Genomic DNA, 15,556 nt, shown 5'->3' on the forward strand with positions numbered 1-15,556 from the left:
ACTTCGGGCGGCTAGGGAAGCTTGGGAATGATAGGAGCGGGCAGGGCCTCGTCTATCGGGTCAAACCATTAACGGCCCGCGCCCGGCCGCTGGGAGGGGGCCACCGGCACCTGGCTGATGTCGCTCGACCACGGCACGGCCGAACTGCAGAACCCCTGGAACCTGGGCGGCAGGTCGGCGCGTTGCTTCATCGCGCCGACGCGCAGGAACAGGAACTTCGGAGTCTCTCCCTTGTGGGAGTAGAGCCCTGCTCCGCAGGTCCCACAGAAGGCGGTGATCACCTCCTCACCGCTGCCGCCGATCTTGACGTAGCGGGTCGGTGTTCCCCGCAGGTCCAGCTTCGCCGCCGCCACCGGCACGTTCACCCGATAGGGCGCGCCCGAAATGGTCTGGCAGTCGGTGCAGTGGCAGATGATGCTGTTCGCGGGATCGACCTGCGCCTCGTAGCTGATCGCGCCGCAATGGCACGCGCCTTCGATCTTCATGTTTGCGTCCGCCCTGTTTCCGATGGCCGCGCCTAGGCTTGAACTATCGCCCGGTGCGGCCTTAGCGGCAACGCCGCCATCTCGCCGCCCCGCCTTGACCCTGGCCGCTGAAAAGGCGACGGGAAGGCGATGCGCCGCATCCTCCGCTTCCTCACCGAAATGGACGCCAAGGCCTGGCGGACGCTGGCCGTGTCCTTCGTGCTGTTCGGCGGCGTCGGCGTCGTCTTCCTGTTCGGCGCGCAGGTGCTGGGCTTCGATGGCGAGGCGACGGTCGAGCGCTGGCTGGGCATGGCCTCCGACGGCCCTTGGGCGCTGCCATCGGCGGTGGCCGCTTTCGCCATCCTGGCCTTCCTAGGCGTGCCGCAGTTCGTGCTGATCGCCGCTGCGGTGGTGGCGTTCGGCGCCTGGACCGGCTTCGCCTATTCCTGGATCGGCACCATGGTCTCGGCCCTGGTCGGCTTCTATCTCGGCCGTTTCGCCGGCGCGCGGACCTTGCAGGTGCTGTCGAGCCAGAGCGTGCAGCGGTTCATGGACCTCGTCGGCCGCAACGGCTTCCTGGCCAGCCTGATCGTGCGGCTGGTGCCCTCGGCGCCGTTCATCGTCGTCAACATGGCGGCTGGGGTCACCCCGATGCGGATGCGCGATTTCTTCTTCGGCACCGCCATCGGCATCGTCCCGAAGATCGTGCTGACCGCCTTTGCCGGCAACTCGATCGTGCAGGTGCTGAAGGGGCAGGGCGGAGCCCACCTGATCTGGCTGGGGGTGATCGTCCTGGTGTGGATCGCCATCGGTTGGTTCGCCCGCAATTGGCTGAAGACCCGCGAGGACGCGATCAGCGGGCCGCGCAAGGACTGACCGCCGGCTACCGGCAGATTGCTGGAAATCGACCCCGGAAAACCTGCCGATTCCGATAGATAGGCGCCAGCCTGCCGATAGGTTGGGGCAGGTTCTTGCGTTCGGCGCTCAAAAACCCGCGCTCGACGCAATAGTCTTGCGGCCCCGGGAGGGTTTCTGTAAGACCGCGACATGCGTTCGCAGCAAACCTGCCAGCTTCTTCTTGGTCTGGGGCTTAGCCGCCCCTGGGCGACCCTTTAGGCTGCGCGACTCCGCGGCCGGGCGCTCAGGGGACAAATCACCCGTCGCCCGCCCCATCAGAATGCCCGCGAAAAGAGTTCGCAAATGACCCAAGTCACCCAATCCACCACCCGCGATTCTCGTGATCGCGTGATCGTCTTCGACACCACCATGCGGGACGGCGAGCAGTCGCCCGGCGCTTCCATGTCCTTGGAAGAAAAGCTGGAGCTGTCGAAGATCCTCGAAGACATGCGCGTCGACGTGATCGAGGCCGGCTTTCCCATTGCTTCCAATGGGGATTTCGAAGCGGTGCGCGAGATCTCGAAGATCGTAACCGAGAGCACGATCTGCGGCCTGGCCCGGGCCGGCATGGTCGATATCGAGCGTTGCGCCGAGGCGATCCGCCCGGCCAAGCGCGGCCGCATCCATACCTTCCTGTCGACCAGCCCCAGCCACCGCGACCACATCCTGAAGGCCAGCCAGGAAGACATCCTGGAAATGATCACCAAGTCGGTCGGCCTGGCCCGCAATCTGTGCGGCGACGTGGAGTGGTCGGCTCAGGACGCCACCCGCACCGAGCAGGAGTTCCTGCGCCGCTGCGTCGAGGCGGCGATCAAGGCCGGCGCCCAGACGATCAACATCCCTGACACCGTCGGCTACACCTATCCGTCGGAATACGCTGATATTTTCCGAGATCTGATCGAGAATGTCCCCGGCGCCGACGCGGTGATCTTCTCCACCCACTGCCACAACGACCTGGGCCTGGCCGTCGCCAACAGCCTGGCCGGCGTGCAGGGCGGGGCCCGCCAGGTCGAGGTCGCGATCAACGGTATCGGCGAGCGCGCCGGCAACGCGGCGCTGGAAGAAGTCGTCATGGCCCTGAAGGTCCGCGGCGACGCGCTGCCCTACCACACGGCCGTCGAGACCCAGCACATCACCCGCGCCAGCCGCTACGTCTCGGCGATCACCGGGTTCCCGGTTCAGTTCAACAAGGCGATCGTCGGCAAGAACGCCTTCGCCCACGAGAGCGGCATTCACCAGGACGGGATGCTGAAGGACCGCGGCACCTACGAAATCATGAGCCCGGAGACGGTCGGCCAGGGCGCCTCGAACCTGGTCATGGGCAAGCATGCCGGCCGCGCCGGATTCCGCGAGAAGCTGAAGGAACTGGGCTACGAGCTGGGCCAGAACGCCCTGAACGAGGCCTTCCAGCGCTTCAAGGACCTGGCCGACAAGAAGAAGCACGTCTTCGACGACGACATCATCGCCCTGGTCGACGACGCCCTGGCCTCGGGCGCGGACCGTATCCAGGTCAAGCACCTGCGCGTGATCGCCGGCACCGACGGTCCGCAGGAAGCCACCCTGACCGTGACGGTCGACGGCGAGGAGCGCGCAGCGACCGCCACCGGCGACGGTCCGGTCGATGCGGTGTTCAACGCCATCCACGAGGTGGTGCCTCACACCGCGATCCTGCGCCTGTTCCAGGTGCACGCGGTGACCGAGGGCACCGACGCCCAGGCTCAAGTTTCGGTGCGTCTCGAGGAGGAAGGCCGCATCGCGACCGGCCAGGCCGCTGACACCGACACCCTGACCGCCTCGGCCAAGGCCTATGTCAACGCGCTCAATAATCTCTTTGCCCGCAAGGAAAAAAGCGCGCCCGACGCGATCGCCAGCGGCTTCTAAGTTCCCGCTTGTCCCCGCTTCGGCGGGGATATTTCTCGACATTTCGACAGGCTGCGCGGCAGCCTGAAACCTCGCGTGCGCGGGGTGAGTGGGACCTTATCCAATGCTCTGGATCTTGCTGACAGCGGCGGCTGCGCCGCTGCAGGTGGCGCGCAACGCGCTGCAACGCGGCCTGGTGGGCGACGCGGGCCCCTGGGGGGCGACCTTGGTGCGCTTCCTTTTCGGCTTGCCGTTCGCGCTGACCATCTTCGGCGTAGTCGCCCTGGCGACGCCCGGCGCAGACCCGCATTTCACCGGGCGTTTCGCGGCTGCTGTGGCCGCGGGCGCGGCCGGTCAGGTCGCGGCTACGGCCGCGCTGCTGGTGGCCATGCGTCGCTCCGGCTTCGCGGTGGCGACCTTCATGCAGCAATCGTCGCTGCCGCTCGCCGCGCTGATGGGCGTGGCGTTTGGCGACCATCTCAGCTTCCAGGCCTGGGCGGGCGTCGCCGCCACCACGGCCGGCCTGGCGGTCCTCTCCTGGCCGAAGGCCGGGGCGGAGAAGGGCTCGGCGCACGGAGCGCTGTTCGGCTTGGCGTCGGGTCTGGCGTTCGGGGTCACGCTCAACGCCTACCGCCAGGCCGGGGTCGCTCTTGATCCTATGCACCCGCTGTTCGCCGCAACCGCCTCGGTCTGTGTCGCCCAGACCCTCCAGTCGATCGGCCTGCTCACCTTCTTGGCGACGACGCGTCCGGCCTCGCTGCGGGCGGTCGCGGCGTCCTGGCGGCAATCGCTGGGCGCGGGCTTCTTCGGCGCGGCCGGCTCGGCCTGCTGGTTCGCCGCCTTGGCCATGGCCCCAGCCGGCGCCGTACGCGCGGTCGGCGTGATCGAGGCCCCGATCGCCGCCGCCGCGGGCCGGCGGCTGTTCAAGGAGAAGCTCACGATGCGCCAGATGGCCGGCGGGGTGGCGACCGCGCTCGGTGTGGTGATGACCGCGCTCGGCTGAGCAGCCTTGCTTGATCGAAGAGTCTCGTTATGAAGTTTAACTTCATAACGAGGTCCGAGCATGAGCGCCGACGGCCATCTGGATGCGGCAATCTTTCTGAGGCGCGGCGGCAGTCGCGTCGGCGCGGAACGCATCGCGCTGCTCGAAGCAGTGGCGGAGCTCGGCTCGATCAGCGCCGCGGCCAAGCGGTTGGGCCTTAGCTACAAGGGCGCCTGGGACGGGGTGCAGGCGCTGAACAACCTCTTCGACGCGCCCCTGATTGACGCCCAGCCAGGCGGCCGCGGCGGTGGAACGGCCGCCGTGACAGAGCGCGGGCGGGCGGTGATGGCCGCGTTCCAGCAAGTACAGGCCGAGCTGGGTGAAGCCCTGGCGCGGCTCGAGGCGCGGATGGAGAGCGGAGATCTCGGGGGGCTGTTCTGGAGCCTTGGCATGAAGACCAGCGCGCGTAACGCCCTTCGCGGCGTCGTCAGCCGTGTGACCGAAGGGGCTGTGAACTCCGAGGTCGCGCTGCAGGTGGCCCCCGGCGTCGAGATCATATCGGTCGTCACCCGACAGAGCGTCGAGGACCTGGGCCTGGCGGTCGGCAAGCCGGCAGTGGCGCTGATCAAGTCCAGCTTCGTCGTGCTGGCCAAAGGCGAGGGGCTGTTGACCTCCGCTCGCAATCAGCTGCGCGGCGCCCTGGTCGCCCGGGAGGACGGCGCGGTGAGCAGCGAGATCACCCTCTCGCTGGCCGACGGCAAGACCCTGACGGCGACCATCACCAGGGAGAGCGCCGAAGCCATGGCGCTGAACGTCGGCGATCTGGTCCTGGCCTTGATCAAGGCGCCGCACGTGATCCTGGCTGTCGAATAGGAACGCCGATGAAAAAACTGCTTCGCTGGATCGCCGCGATCTTTGCCGCCTCGCTGATGGCCACTGCGGCGTATGCCGCGCCGGTCACCGTCTTCGCCGCCGCTTCGCTGAAGAACGCCCTCGACGAGGTCGGCGCGGAATACGCCAAGGGTGGCGGCGAGGCGCGCTTCTCCTACGCGGCCTCGTCGGCCATCGCTCGCCAGATCGAGCAAGGCGCGCCGGCCGACGTCTACATCTCCGCCGACAGCGACTGGATGAACTATCTGGCGGAGCGCAGGCTGATCGTCCCGGCCAGCCGCCGCGACCTGCTGACCAACAAACTGGCCCTTATCGCGCCGGCCGACTCCAAGGTGGCGATCAAGGTCGGCCGCGGTATGCCGCTGGCCAAGACGCTTGGTGACGGCCGCTTAGCGGTGGCCGGTCCGGACGTGCCGGCCGGCAAGTACGCCAAGGCATCGCTGACCAACCTCGGCGTCTGGGACAGCGTTTCGGGCAAGCTCGCCCAGGCGGAGAACGTCCGTTCGGCCCTGCAGTACGTCGCCCGCGGCGAGAGCCCGCTGGGCATCGTCTACGACACCGACGCCAAGGTGGAGCCGAAGGTGCGGATCGTCGGCCTGTTCCCCGACAACACCCATCCGCCAATCGTCTATCCGGCCGCCGTAGTGGCCAGTTCGCAGAACCCGGATGCCGCGAAGTTCCTCGCTTACATGAGCGGCCCCAAGGCTGCGGCGATCTTCCGCAAGTACGGCTTCGTGGTGCTGCCGGCCAAGCGCTAGCGGCTTAGCGTGCCTTGCGCCGGGTGATGGCCAGCGGCGCCAGCGCGGCCAGGACCCCGGCGACGTTGGAGGCCAGGTCCTTCAGCTGGAAAGTGCCCGAGACGATGTGGAAGGCCTGCAGCGCCTCGAGCCCCACGCCGAGCGCCAGGAAAAAGCCGCCGATCAGCATGGGTCGCACCTTTGGCAGCGCCAGAATGCAGGTCAGGGTCAGCAGGTAGCCATAGATGACGTGCATCACGGCGTCTGGTGGCGGCGCCCACTTGCGGGCGTCGTAGAGCGGATCGAGCGCACCCTGAAGGCAGACGGCAAGGACGCCGATCAGGCCGATGCGCGCGGCCCAGGTGAGGGTTTTCTGCATCGGCCCTACCTAGTGCGCTTCGTCCCCTGCGCCTATTGGGCCGAGAAGAACTCCTCCGGCCCGTCCACCTCGATCAGTCGGCCCTTGCGGATCTCGAGGAACCGGGTGGCGGCGCTGCGCGTGAAGTAGCGGTCGTGCGAGACGAAGATGCAGGCGCTGTCCGCGCCGTCCAACTGCGCTTCCAGGTCCTCCTGGCCCTCGATGTCCAGGTGGTTGGTCGGTTCGTCCAGCAGGTAGAGGTTCGGCCGCCCCAGCTTCATCCGCAGGAACACCAGCCGCGCGCGCTCGCCGTGGCTGAGATCGCCGATCGGTCCCTTGATCCGGACATAAGGGAATCCTGCCTTGGCCAGCAGGGCGTTGGCGTCACGGTTGGTCGCGCCCTCTGCCGCGCAGACATAGTCCAGCAGGCTCTGTTTGAGCGGCAGGTCGGCCAGCTTCTGGTCGAAATAGGCCAACCGGCTCTGCGGATTGAACCGCAGCGGCGCCTGGCCGTCATAGTGTTCGCGCTCGGGATCGAAGGCGGCGGCCAGGGCCGAGAGCAGCATCGACTTGCCCGCGCCGTTAACGCCGAGCAGGGCGACGCGGTCGCCGGCAGCCACGCTCAGGCGATCGATCGAGAACAGCTTGCGCGAGCCGTCCGGCGTGGTCACTGCGTAGTCGCGGATCCGCAGAGCGACCTTGGCGTCCATTTCGCCATCGTGGAGTTCCAACCGCCGATCACGGGCGGAATACGTGCTGGTCCGCTCGGCCTCGATGCGCTCGATCCGTTTCTCTGTGGCCTTGGCGCGCTTGTGGAACTTGTCGTTCTTGACGCCCCAGACACGATAGCGGGCGACCACCTTCTGCAGGCGCTCGATCTCCCTGCTTTCCACCTGGCGGCGCACCGCGTCGGCGGCGTCCCGCTGCAGCAGCGCTTCGCGGGCTTCGACGAAGGGCGTTCGGAAGCTGTGCGCGCCGTCGGCCCGCAGGAACAGCGTGCGGGTCGTCGTCCGCTGCAGGAACTCGCGGTCGTGGCTGACGATCAGCATCGGCAGCCGGTCGTCCTGCTCGAGCCAGGTCTCCAGCATGTTGATGTTCGACAGGTCGAGGTGGTTGGTCGGCTCGTCGAGGATCAGGAGGTCCGGCTCGGTGAGCCGCGCCGCCGCCGCGATCAGCAGTAGCCGCTGCCAGCCGCCGCTGAGCGAGCCGAAGGTCTGTTGCGAGGTCTCGTAGCTGACCCCGATTTCGTCCAGCAGGACGTCGACCTTCCAGTCTTCGGAACCGTCGTTGTGGGGGAGGGCGGCCTCGAGCACCTCGCGGACGGTCTTGTCGCCGAGGCCGTCCGGGACCTCCTGCGGCACATAGCCGATCTTCAGGCCGCGGGAGCGGACGATCTGGCCGTCGTTGAGCTCCAGCCCGCCAAGCAGGCACTTCAGCAGGGTGGACTTGCCAGCCCCGTTTTCGCCGACCAGGGCCGTGCGGGCGTCGTCCAGCTGGAAGCTGACGCCTTCGAAGACGCGGTTCGAACCGTAAAAGAAGCTGGCGTTCTCGACGCCTAGTACGGCCTGACGGGATGACATCTCGGTTCACGCGGACTTGGCCATAGCGGCGATCTTCAAGCGGGCCTTTGTAGTCCCGGGCGCCGCCTCAGGCTGTAACAGGAATGCGACACTCATCCACAGCAGAGTCGTCAATGCGACCGACTCGACGGAACAATCGGATCGCCGTCGTGATTTGAGGCGGGCATGGGTGAGCTTAAGCGACATGGGTGGCACCACCGAGGCGCAGATGGGCGAGGCTGACGTGGTCGGCCGCTCCTCCGCGGCTCGGAGCCTGCTGCAACAGGCCTTCCGGGACTGGGGCGGCATGGCGGCGCGGATGCCGTTGGGCGTCTATGTCTGCGATCGCAAGGGGCGCGTCGTCTTCTACAACGCCCGCGCCATCGAGTTGTGGGGCGACCGGCCGCCAGCCGGCGCCGGCGACGTTCCCTTCTATCGGGCCTATCACGCAGACGGCGCGGCCATGGCGGCGAACCAGTCGCCCATCTCAGAGGCGCTCGCCACCGGCGCGCCGGTGAAGGACCGCGAGGTGATCATCGCCCAGAGTAGCGGGCGGCGGACCCATCTGTTGGCCAATGCCGAGCCGCTGTTCGATGCCGGCGGCTCCCTGATCGGGGCGGTCAACTGCCTTCAGGACATCACCGAGCTGCGTCAGGTGCGCGACATGCTGCGCACTCGCCAGACCTGGTCGCGTCGGGTTGTCGACGCCTCGCCTATCGCTGTCTATCAGACGAACGCGAAGGGTGTGGTGTTGAGCTTCAACCCCGCCGCGGCCGCCCTCTGGGGACGCGAGCCGAAGATCGGCGTCGATCAATGGTGCGGGGCCTTCAAGCTCTACCAGCCGAATGGCGCGCCGCTGCCCCTCGCGCAGTGCCCGATGGCGGTGGCCATCAAGGAAAAGCGCCAGATCGTCGGGGCGGAGGCCATCTTCGAACGACCGGACGGTAGCCGAGGCGCGTTCCTGGCCTATCCGACCCCGCTGATCGGCTCGGACGGCGAGGTGTTCGGCGCCATCAACATGCTGGTCGACATCACCGACCGCAAACGCGCCGAGGACCTGCAGAAGACCCTGTTGGACGAGCTGAACCACCGGGTGAAGAACACCCTGGCGACGGTGCAGTCGCTAGCTGCGCACAGCTTCCATGACGCCGGCGACCCGGCGAACATGCGTAAGGCGTTCGAAGCGCGGCTCATGGCCCTGTCCGGCGCGCACAATCGCCTAGCCGAGCGCAGCTGGGAGGCCGCCGACCTCTGCGACATCGTCCAAGGCATCCTCGCGCCCTATGGCGGCGAGGCGGTCGTCTGGGAGGGGCCGTCACTCCAGCTTTCGACTCGCGCCTCGGTCACCTTCGCGATGATCCTGCACGAGTTGGCGACCAACGCGGCTAAGCACGGCGCGCTGTCGATGCCCGGCGGCAGGTTGACTTTGATCTGGAAGCGGGACGGGGAGTCCTTGTTGGTCGAATGGCGCGAGGCTGGCGGTCCCGCATGCCGCGCCTCGCCCCAGCGCGGATTTGGCCTGCGCTTCATTCGACGGGCGGTCGAGCGTGAACTCGCCGGACAGGTGAATTTCGATTTCTCGGAAGCGGGGTTGATCTGCCGTATTTCCGCCCCGATTCCGGCAGCGGTTTGATCCGTTTCCCAATCGTTCGACTGTTCAGTCAGGCAAGTCGCCCTTCACACGTGCGACGCGAAACCACAGACGTGTCATTAAGCCTTGAAATCAACTTACTGGCAGGGCACACGGACCTTCTGTCCTGCAAGCGGAGGCTGACGCCGCCTGGCGTTTCGAGTTTCGAAACTAAGCGTCGGCAGCCTGGGCTTCGCATACCCCCAATTCCGCTTCTCCCCCGGGCCCTGCATGATCTCGTCCCTCTTCGGCGCTATCTCTAACGACATCGCCATCGACCTCGGCACCGCCAACACCCTCATCTACATGAAGGGCAAAGGCATTGTTCTGAACGAACCGTCGGTGGTCGCTCTCCGCAACGTCGGCGGCCGTAAGGTCGTCCACGCGGTTGGCATCGAAGCCAAGCAGATGCTTGGCCGTACTCCCGGGCACATGGAGGCGATCCGCCCCATGCGCGATGGCGTCATCGCCGACTTCGAAGTCGCCGAGGAGATGATCAAGTATTTCATCCGCAAGGTTCACAACCGTAAGGGCTTCGTGAACCCCAAGGTCATCGTGTGCGTGCCGTCGGGCGCGACCGCGGTGGAGCGCCGCGCCATCAACGACAGCTGCCTCAACGCTGGCGGTCGTCGCGTGGGCCTGATCGACGAGCCGATGGCTGCGGCGATCGGGGCCGGCCTGCCAATCCATGAGCCGACCGGCTCCATGGTCGTCGACATCGGCGGCGGCACGACCGAAGTGGCCGTCCTCTCGCTCTCGGGCATCGTCTATTCGCGCTCGGTCCGCGTCGGCGGCGACAAGATGGATGAGGCGATCATCAGCTACATGCGCCGCAACCATAACCTCCTGATCGGCGAAACCACCGCCGAGCGCATCAAGAAGGAGATCGGCACCGCCCGCGCTCCGGCCGATGGCGAGGGCCTCTCGATCGAGGTCAAGGGCCGCGACCTGATGCAGGGCGTGCCGCGTGAAGTGCGGATCAGCGAGAAGCAGGCTTCGGACTCGCTGGCCGAGCCGGTCGGTCAGATCGTCGATGCCGTGAAAATGGCGCTGGAAGCCACTCCGCCGGAACTGGCCTCCGACATCGCCGACAAGGGCATCATGCTCACCGGCGGCGGTGCGCTGCTCCGCGGCCTGGACGCCGAGATCCGCGACCACACCGGCCTGCCGGTGACGGTGGCCGACGACCCGCTCTCCTGCGTGGCTCTGGGCTGCGGCAAGGTGCTCGAACATCCGAAGTGGATGAAGGGCGTTCTGGAGTCCACCCTGGCGTAGAATTCGCGAGTCGCGGCCTGGGGGCGATTCTCCAGGCTGCGCCTTTAGGGCGAGCAAGTTCAGGTGGCTCTTCGTGAGAATCCGTTCGGCGAGCTGAAGGTCCCCCTGGCTTGGACAGCCGGGGTAGCCCTCATCGTGGCTATGGTGGTCGCATTCGTGCTGCTGCTGTCGGATCGTCGCGAGACCTTCCAGACCGAAGCCTACGGCGCGTCCCGCAAGATGGGCGACGCCATCGCCGCGCCGGTCACCGGAGTGCTGGCGACCCCCGGCCGGTGGATCAGCGACGGCGTCAGCGGCGTCCGCGGCTACTTCTTCGCAGCCTCCGAGAACCGTGAGCTCAAGGAAGAGCTGAAGCAGGCGCGCCAGTGGCAGGTGACCGCCATGGCGCTGCGCGACACCAATGACCGCTACAAGGCGCTGCTGGGCCTGAAGACCGACCCGCCGATCCCGATGGTCGCGGCTCGTACGGTCAGCGAGGCGCGAGGCCCGTTCTCCAACACCCGGCTTGCCAACGCGGGCAAGGAAAAGGGCATCAAGACCGGCAATCCGGTGATGAGCGAGAACGGGGTAGTCGGCCGGATCATCGGCGTCACCGATGGCGCGAGCCGTATCCTGCTGCTCACCGACATCGCCTCGCGAACGCCGGTGATGATCGACCGCACCAACGCCCGCGCCATCCTGGCCGGCGACGGCGGGCCCAATCCGCGGCTCGAATATCTGCGCGGCCAGGACCCGGTGAAGCAGGGCGACCGTATTGTGACCTCAGGCGACGGCGGCGTGCTGCCGCGCGGCTTGCCGGTCGGCGTGGCGGTCAAGGGATTGGACGGTCGTTGGCGCGCGGTCCTGGCCTCGGACGCCGCTCCCGTCGATTTCGTTCAGGTCATGCTGTTTCAGGACTTCGCGCAGCTGTCGGCTGCCGCTGCCGCAGAGCTGGACAAGATGCCGGTGCCGCCGCCGGCCAGCCCCCCGCCAACCGTCGGCGTGGTTCCGGCCTCGCCAGTCGCGCGTGCTCCGTCGGCTCCGGCCGTGAGCACTGTGACCGCCGCCCCGGGCGGCGCGGCGGCCGTGCGGCCTGCTGCGCCGCGTTCGGCCGCTGGAGCGCCTGCGCAGACCGCGCCCAAGCCTCCGCCCGCAAGGTCGCCTGTTCAGAAGGCGGCGCCGCAACGGCCGGCCGCCTCGACGCCTGCGCCGCCGCAGCCCGAGACCACTCCGCCGCCGCAGGCGCCGCTCTAGATGGCCGGCGCGCGCCCCTTGGCCCCGTGGCGCTGGATCGGGGTTCCGCTGGTCCAGTGCCTGATCCTGACCGTCCTGTTGTCGCTGCCCTTCCGGGTCTTCGGCCTGGGCATGCCCGAGCCGATTTTCCCGATGGTCCCGGCCTTCGCCTGGGCGGTGATCCGTCCGTCCATGCTGGCGCCGATCGCGGTCCTGCTGATGGGGCTGTTCCTCGACATCATCTGGGGCGCCCCGCTGGGCCTTTGGGCGCTGTCGCTGCTGCTGGTCTACGGTGCGGCCCTGGTCGGTCGCAGCATGATGGCGGGACAGAGCTTCCCCGTCATGTGGGCCTGGTACGCCGCCGCCACCGGCCTGGCCATGGGCGCAGCCTTCCTGTTCACGATGGTCGGGGCGCATGCGACAGCAAGTCCCGTGGCCGTCACGTGGCAATTCCTCGCCACAATCATATTGTTTCCCTTCGCGCATCTGCTGATCGACCGGTTCGAGGATGCAGACGTGCGCTTCCGCTAGGATCACGATGGCCGAGCCGTCGATCTTCTTCTCCGAGGTGAATGAACGGCAGGGGGTCTTCCACCGCCGGATGTTCCTCATGGGCGGTTTCGCCGGGGTCGGCCTCGCCGCCCTTGGCGCGCGCCTGGCGCACCTGCAGATCATCGAGACCCAGCGATACGAGAAGCTCTCGGCCTCGAACCAGTTCAACTTCCGCCTGGTGCCGCCGCCGCGCGGTCTGGTGATTGACCGCAACGGGGCCATCCTGGCCTCCAACCGCCCGAACTTCCGGCTACTGGTGTCGCGAGAAGAAGACCTCGATATCCCGGCGACGCTGAAGACGCTCTCGACCTTCGTTCCGCTGGACGAGGCGCGGCAGTTGCGTCTGATCCGCGACATCAAGCAGACACCCAAGCGGGTGCCGGTCTCGGTGGCCGAGGACATGAGCTGGGAGGAGTTCTCGGCGATCAACATCCGCGCGCCGGAGTTGCCGGGCGTCACCGCCGACATGGGCGAGGTGCGGGTCTATCCGCATGGTGGAGCCTTCGCCCATGTCATTGGCTACGTGGCCAAGGTCAACAAGGAAGACCTGACGCCGACCGGGCCGAACTCCGACCCGATCCTGCTGCACCCTGGCTTCCGGATCGGACGCCAAGGCGTTGAAAAGGCCTTCGATCTCGATCTGCGGGGGAAGCCTGGCGCGCGCAAGGTGGAGGTCGACGCCAACGGCCGCGAAGTGCGCCAGGACGAGGCTGGCGACATTCCGCCGACGCCGGGCAAGACCATTCAGCTTACCCTGGACGTCGACGTTCAGAACCGCGCGCTCGAGGTGATGGGCGACGAGAGCGGCGCTATTGTGGTCATGGATTGCCGCACCGGCGACCTGCTGTGCATGGCCTCCGCGCCAAGCTTCGACGCCAACAGGTTCGTTCGCGGCCTCTCGGGGCCGGAGTACCGGGCGCTGGCCCAGTACGAGCGCAAGCCGCTGCTCGACAAGGTGATGACCGGGACCTATCCGCCCGGCTCGACCTTCAAGCCGACTGTCGCCCTGGCGGCGTTGCAGGCGGGCATTGATCCGGAGATCCGGGTCAATTGTTCGGGCGGGTGGTACTGGGGCGGCCGCACCTGGCGGTGCTGGAAGCATGGCGGGCACGGCTCGCAGAACATGCACGACGCCATCAAGAACTCCTGCGACATCTATTTCTACCAGACGGCGCTGAAGATTGGCCCCGATCCCATCGCCCGCGCCGCGCACGCCATGGGCTTCGGCCAGACCTTTGACATTGGTATCCCCGGCCAGAAGAAGGGCGTCGTCGGTTCGCGCGAATGGAAGCGCAAGGCGGTGAAGCGCGAACCGGTCTGGCAGCCAGGCGACTCCGTCAGCTACGGCATCGGCCAGGGCTATTTGGCGGTCAACGCCCTGCAGTTGGCGGTCATGACCGCACGGCTGGCCAACGGAAAAAGGGCGCTCAATCCCCGCCTCATCAAGTCGGTCGGCGGCGTGGAGATGCCTAAGGGCGACGCCGCGCCGGACCTGCCGTTCTCGGCCGAACACCTCGCCTATGTCCGCGGCGGCATGGAGGCGGTGGCGAACGACACCAGCGGTACCGCCTATCGCCAGAGCCAGCTTGGCCTGGGCGACATCAAGATGGCCGGCAAGACCGGGACGGCCCAGGTCCGCAGCTATGCGGGCCTGGCGTCGCGAAGCAGCGTCGGCGTCACCTGGCGGCTGAAGGACCACAACCTGTTCGTCGCCTTCGCACCCTACGACGACCCGCGCTACGCCTTGTCGGTGATCATCGAGCATGGCGGCATGGGCGGTGCGACCGCCGCCGCGCCGCGTGCGCGCGAGGTGATGCGCGTGGCCCTGCTGAAGGACCCCGAACTGCGTTCGCGCATCGAGACGCCCTTGCCGTTGCCGGAAGTGCCGCAGGACGTCGAGGTCGAGGGCGCCGCGCCTGAGGCCCCGGTCGTCACGCCTGCGCCGATCGTCCCGACCGGAGGCCCGACATGACCGTCAGCGCCCTGACGCGCCCAGGCGAGCGCGATCGCCTGATCGTCAAGCTCAGCGAGATCGACTGGCTCTTCGCACTGGCTCTCTGCCTGATCGCCGGGGCTGGCGCCCTGATGATGTTCTCCATCGCCGGGTCGTCGTGGGAGCCATGGGCTGCCAAGCACCTGATCCGCTTTGGGCTCTGCTTCGCCCTGATGATCGGGCTAGCGATGATCGACCTGCGGATCTGGTCCGCCTTGGCCTATCCGATCTACGGGATCGGCCTGCTGCTGCTGGTCGCGGTCGAGGCGATAGGTGATGTGCGGATGGGCGCGCAGAGGTGGCTGGCGCTGGGCCCGTTTAGTTTTCAGCCCTCCGAAATCATGAAGCTGGGCATCGTGCTGGCCCTGGCGCGCTTCTATCACGGGATATCGGCCGACGACGCGCGGCTGTCCTGGTGGCTGCTGGCGCCCGCCGCCATGATCGCCGCCCCGGTGCTGCTGGTCATGCACCAGCCCGACTTGGGCACGGCCATGCTGATCGCCATGACCGGCGGGGCCATCGTCGTCCTGGCCGGGCTCTCCTGGCGGATCATCGCTGCGGGGCTCACGGCCTTTTTGCTGTCGATCCCGCCGATCGTGATGTTCGTGCTGCACGACTATCAGCGCAAACGGGTGCTGACGTTCCTCGACCCTGAAAGCGATCCGTCCGGCTCGGGCTACCACATCTTGCAGTCCAAGATTGCCTTGGGCTCGGGCGGCTTCTTCGGCAAGGGCTATGGCCTGGGCTCGCAAAGCCAGCTGAACTTCCTTCCCGAGAAGCAGACTGATTTCATCTTCGCCACCTTGGCTGAGGAGTTCGGCTTCCTCGGCTGCTTCTCGATCTTGTTCCTCTATGCTGTCGTGATCTTCATGGCGCTGCGGACTTCGGCGCTCGCGCACTCGCACTTCGGACGTCTGTCGGCGGCCGGCACGACGGCGACCTTCGCCCTCTATGTGCTGATCAACGGCGGGATGGTCATGGGCCTGGCGCCAGTGGTCGGGGTGCCGATGCCGCTCTTGTCCTACGGCGGCACCGTCATGCTGACCGTGATGATCGGCTTTGGCCTGGTCCAGGCCGTTCGCGTGCACCGCTACTCGGAAGTCACCAGCGGCAAGGGCTCGTTGATGTAAGCGCCGGCAGGAAACT

General features: G+C 67.1%; 14 protein-coding genes. 11 read left to right on the forward strand and 3 right to left on the reverse strand.

Annotation, left to right across the window (positions count from 1 at the left end; genetic code table 11):
- Positions 1 to 68: 68 nt before the first annotated feature.
- A complete protein-coding gene (locus tag AC1DQJ_RS00155) occupies positions 69 to 485 on the reverse strand; it encodes a GFA family protein (protein ID WP_477599061.1) in 417 nt (138 codons plus the stop codon).
- A 129-nt stretch (positions 486 to 614) separates the two neighbouring features.
- Here AC1DQJ_RS00155 and AC1DQJ_RS00160 point away from each other — a divergent pair, with 129 nt between their 5' ends.
- From AC1DQJ_RS00160 to modA, 5 genes are all read left to right on the forward strand, one after another.
- The gene (locus tag AC1DQJ_RS00160; RefSeq protein ID WP_477599063.1) at positions 615 to 1,340 is read left to right on the forward strand and encodes a TVP38/TMEM64 family protein; all 726 of its coding nucleotides are present in this window, start codon (positions 615 to 617) and stop codon (positions 1,338 to 1,340) included.
- Between the two features lie 324 nt (positions 1,341 to 1,664).
- Positions 1,665 to 3,242 (forward strand): 2-isopropylmalate synthase, encoded by a 1,578-nt coding sequence (locus AC1DQJ_RS00165; protein ID WP_477599065.1) that lies wholly within the window; start codon positions 1,665 to 1,667, stop codon positions 3,240 to 3,242.
- A 103-nt stretch (positions 3,243 to 3,345) separates the two neighbouring features.
- Positions 3,346 to 4,224, forward strand: coding sequence for an EamA family transporter (locus AC1DQJ_RS00170; RefSeq protein ID WP_477599067.1), 879 nt, complete (start codon positions 3,346 to 3,348; stop codon positions 4,222 to 4,224).
- 60 nt (positions 4,225 to 4,284) lie between these two features.
- On the forward strand, positions 4,285 to 5,076 hold the full coding sequence (locus AC1DQJ_RS00175) for a TOBE domain-containing protein (RefSeq protein ID WP_477599069.1): 792 nt from the start codon (positions 4,285 to 4,287) through the stop codon (positions 5,074 to 5,076).
- 8 nt (positions 5,077 to 5,084) lie between these two features.
- Positions 5,085 to 5,852: a molybdate ABC transporter substrate-binding protein gene (gene modA, locus AC1DQJ_RS00180; protein WP_477599071.1), complete on the forward strand. Its 768-nt coding sequence runs from the start codon at positions 5,085 to 5,087 to the stop codon at positions 5,850 to 5,852.
- Between the two features lie 4 nt (positions 5,853 to 5,856).
- Here the strand turns inward: modA and AC1DQJ_RS00185 are convergent, their stop codons facing one another.
- Together AC1DQJ_RS00185 and AC1DQJ_RS00190 are read right to left on the reverse strand one after the other, a co-directional pair.
- Positions 5,857 to 6,210 carry a hypothetical protein gene (locus AC1DQJ_RS00185; RefSeq protein ID WP_477599073.1) on the reverse strand — a complete coding sequence of 118 codons (354 nt, stop codon included), beginning with the start codon at positions 6,208 to 6,210 and terminating at the stop codon, positions 5,857 to 5,859.
- Positions 6,211 to 6,242: 32 nt separating this feature from the next.
- Positions 6,243 to 7,769: an ABC-F family ATP-binding cassette domain-containing protein gene (locus AC1DQJ_RS00190; protein WP_477599075.1), complete on the reverse strand. Its 1,527-nt coding sequence runs from the start codon at positions 7,767 to 7,769 to the stop codon at positions 6,243 to 6,245.
- Between the two features lie 184 nt (positions 7,770 to 7,953).
- On the opposite strand from AC1DQJ_RS00190, the gene AC1DQJ_RS00195 reads away from it, so the two are divergent.
- The 6 genes from AC1DQJ_RS00195 (at position 7,954) to rodA (ending at position 15,540) form a co-directional block, all read left to right on the forward strand.
- Entirely contained in the window at positions 7,954 to 9,381 is a 1,428-nt protein-coding gene (locus AC1DQJ_RS00195; protein WP_477599076.1) for a sensor histidine kinase, read from the forward strand.
- A 228-nt stretch (positions 9,382 to 9,609) separates the two neighbouring features.
- Positions 9,610 to 10,653 carry a rod shape-determining protein gene (locus AC1DQJ_RS00200; RefSeq protein ID WP_056020526.1) on the forward strand — a complete coding sequence of 348 codons (1,044 nt, stop codon included), beginning with the start codon at positions 9,610 to 9,612 and terminating at the stop codon, positions 10,651 to 10,653.
- Between the two features lie 63 nt (positions 10,654 to 10,716).
- Positions 10,717 to 11,886, forward strand: a complete 1,170-nt coding sequence (gene mreC, locus AC1DQJ_RS00205; RefSeq protein WP_477599078.1) for a rod shape-determining protein MreC — start codon at positions 10,717 to 10,719, stop codon at positions 11,884 to 11,886.
- A complete protein-coding gene (locus AC1DQJ_RS00210) occupies positions 11,887 to 12,396 on the forward strand; it encodes a hypothetical protein (RefSeq protein ID WP_477599080.1) in 510 nt (169 codons plus the stop codon).
- 7 nt (positions 12,397 to 12,403) lie between these two features.
- Entirely contained in the window at positions 12,404 to 14,389 is a 1,986-nt protein-coding gene (gene mrdA / locus AC1DQJ_RS00215) for a penicillin-binding protein 2 (RefSeq protein WP_477599082.1), read from the forward strand.
- Complete coding sequence (gene rodA / locus AC1DQJ_RS00220) at positions 14,386 to 15,540, forward strand: rod shape-determining protein RodA (RefSeq protein ID WP_477599084.1); 1,155 nt, start codon at positions 14,386 to 14,388, stop codon at positions 15,538 to 15,540. Before mrdA ends, rodA begins: the two co-directional genes overlap by 4 nt.
- The last annotated feature ends 16 nt before the right edge of the window (positions 15,541 to 15,556 follow it).

The sequence above is a fragment of the Phenylobacterium sp. P4_E10 genome (assembly GCF_056401675.1).

What these genes read in the sequence shown, in the direction of transcription:
- AC1DQJ_RS00185 (WP_477599073.1), bottom strand. Translation starts at nt 6,210, where the DNA reads ATGCAGAAAACCCTCACCTGGGCCGCGCGCATCGGCCTGATCGGCGTC.
- rodA (WP_477599084.1), top strand. Translation starts at nt 14,386, where the DNA reads ATGACCGTCAGCGCCCTGACGCGCCCAGGCGAGCGCGATCGCCTGATC.
- AC1DQJ_RS00195 (WP_477599076.1), top strand. Translation starts at nt 7,954, where the DNA reads ATGGGTGGCACCACCGAGGCGCAGATGGGCGAGGCTGACGTGGTCGGC.
- AC1DQJ_RS00165 (WP_477599065.1), top strand. Translation starts at nt 1,665, where the DNA reads ATGACCCAAGTCACCCAATCCACCACCCGCGATTCTCGTGATCGCGTG.
- AC1DQJ_RS00170 (WP_477599067.1), top strand. Translation starts at nt 3,346, where the DNA reads ATGCTCTGGATCTTGCTGACAGCGGCGGCTGCGCCGCTGCAGGTGGCG.
- AC1DQJ_RS00210 (WP_477599080.1), top strand. Translation starts at nt 11,887, where the DNA reads ATGGCCGGCGCGCGCCCCTTGGCCCCGTGGCGCTGGATCGGGGTTCCG.
- modA (WP_477599071.1), top strand. Translation starts at nt 5,085, where the DNA reads ATGAAAAAACTGCTTCGCTGGATCGCCGCGATCTTTGCCGCCTCGCTG.
- AC1DQJ_RS00200 (WP_056020526.1), top strand. Translation starts at nt 9,610, where the DNA reads ATGATCTCGTCCCTCTTCGGCGCTATCTCTAACGACATCGCCATCGAC.
- AC1DQJ_RS00175 (WP_477599069.1), top strand. Translation starts at nt 4,285, where the DNA reads ATGAGCGCCGACGGCCATCTGGATGCGGCAATCTTTCTGAGGCGCGGC.
- AC1DQJ_RS00160 (WP_477599063.1), top strand. Translation starts at nt 615, where the DNA reads ATGCGCCGCATCCTCCGCTTCCTCACCGAAATGGACGCCAAGGCCTGG.
- AC1DQJ_RS00190 (WP_477599075.1), bottom strand. Translation starts at nt 7,769, where the DNA reads ATGTCATCCCGTCAGGCCGTACTAGGCGTCGAGAACGCCAGCTTCTTT.
- mrdA (WP_477599082.1), top strand. Translation starts at nt 12,404, where the DNA reads ATGGCCGAGCCGTCGATCTTCTTCTCCGAGGTGAATGAACGGCAGGGG.
- AC1DQJ_RS00155 (WP_477599061.1), bottom strand. Translation starts at nt 485, where the DNA reads ATGAAGATCGAAGGCGCGTGCCATTGCGGCGCGATCAGCTACGAGGCG.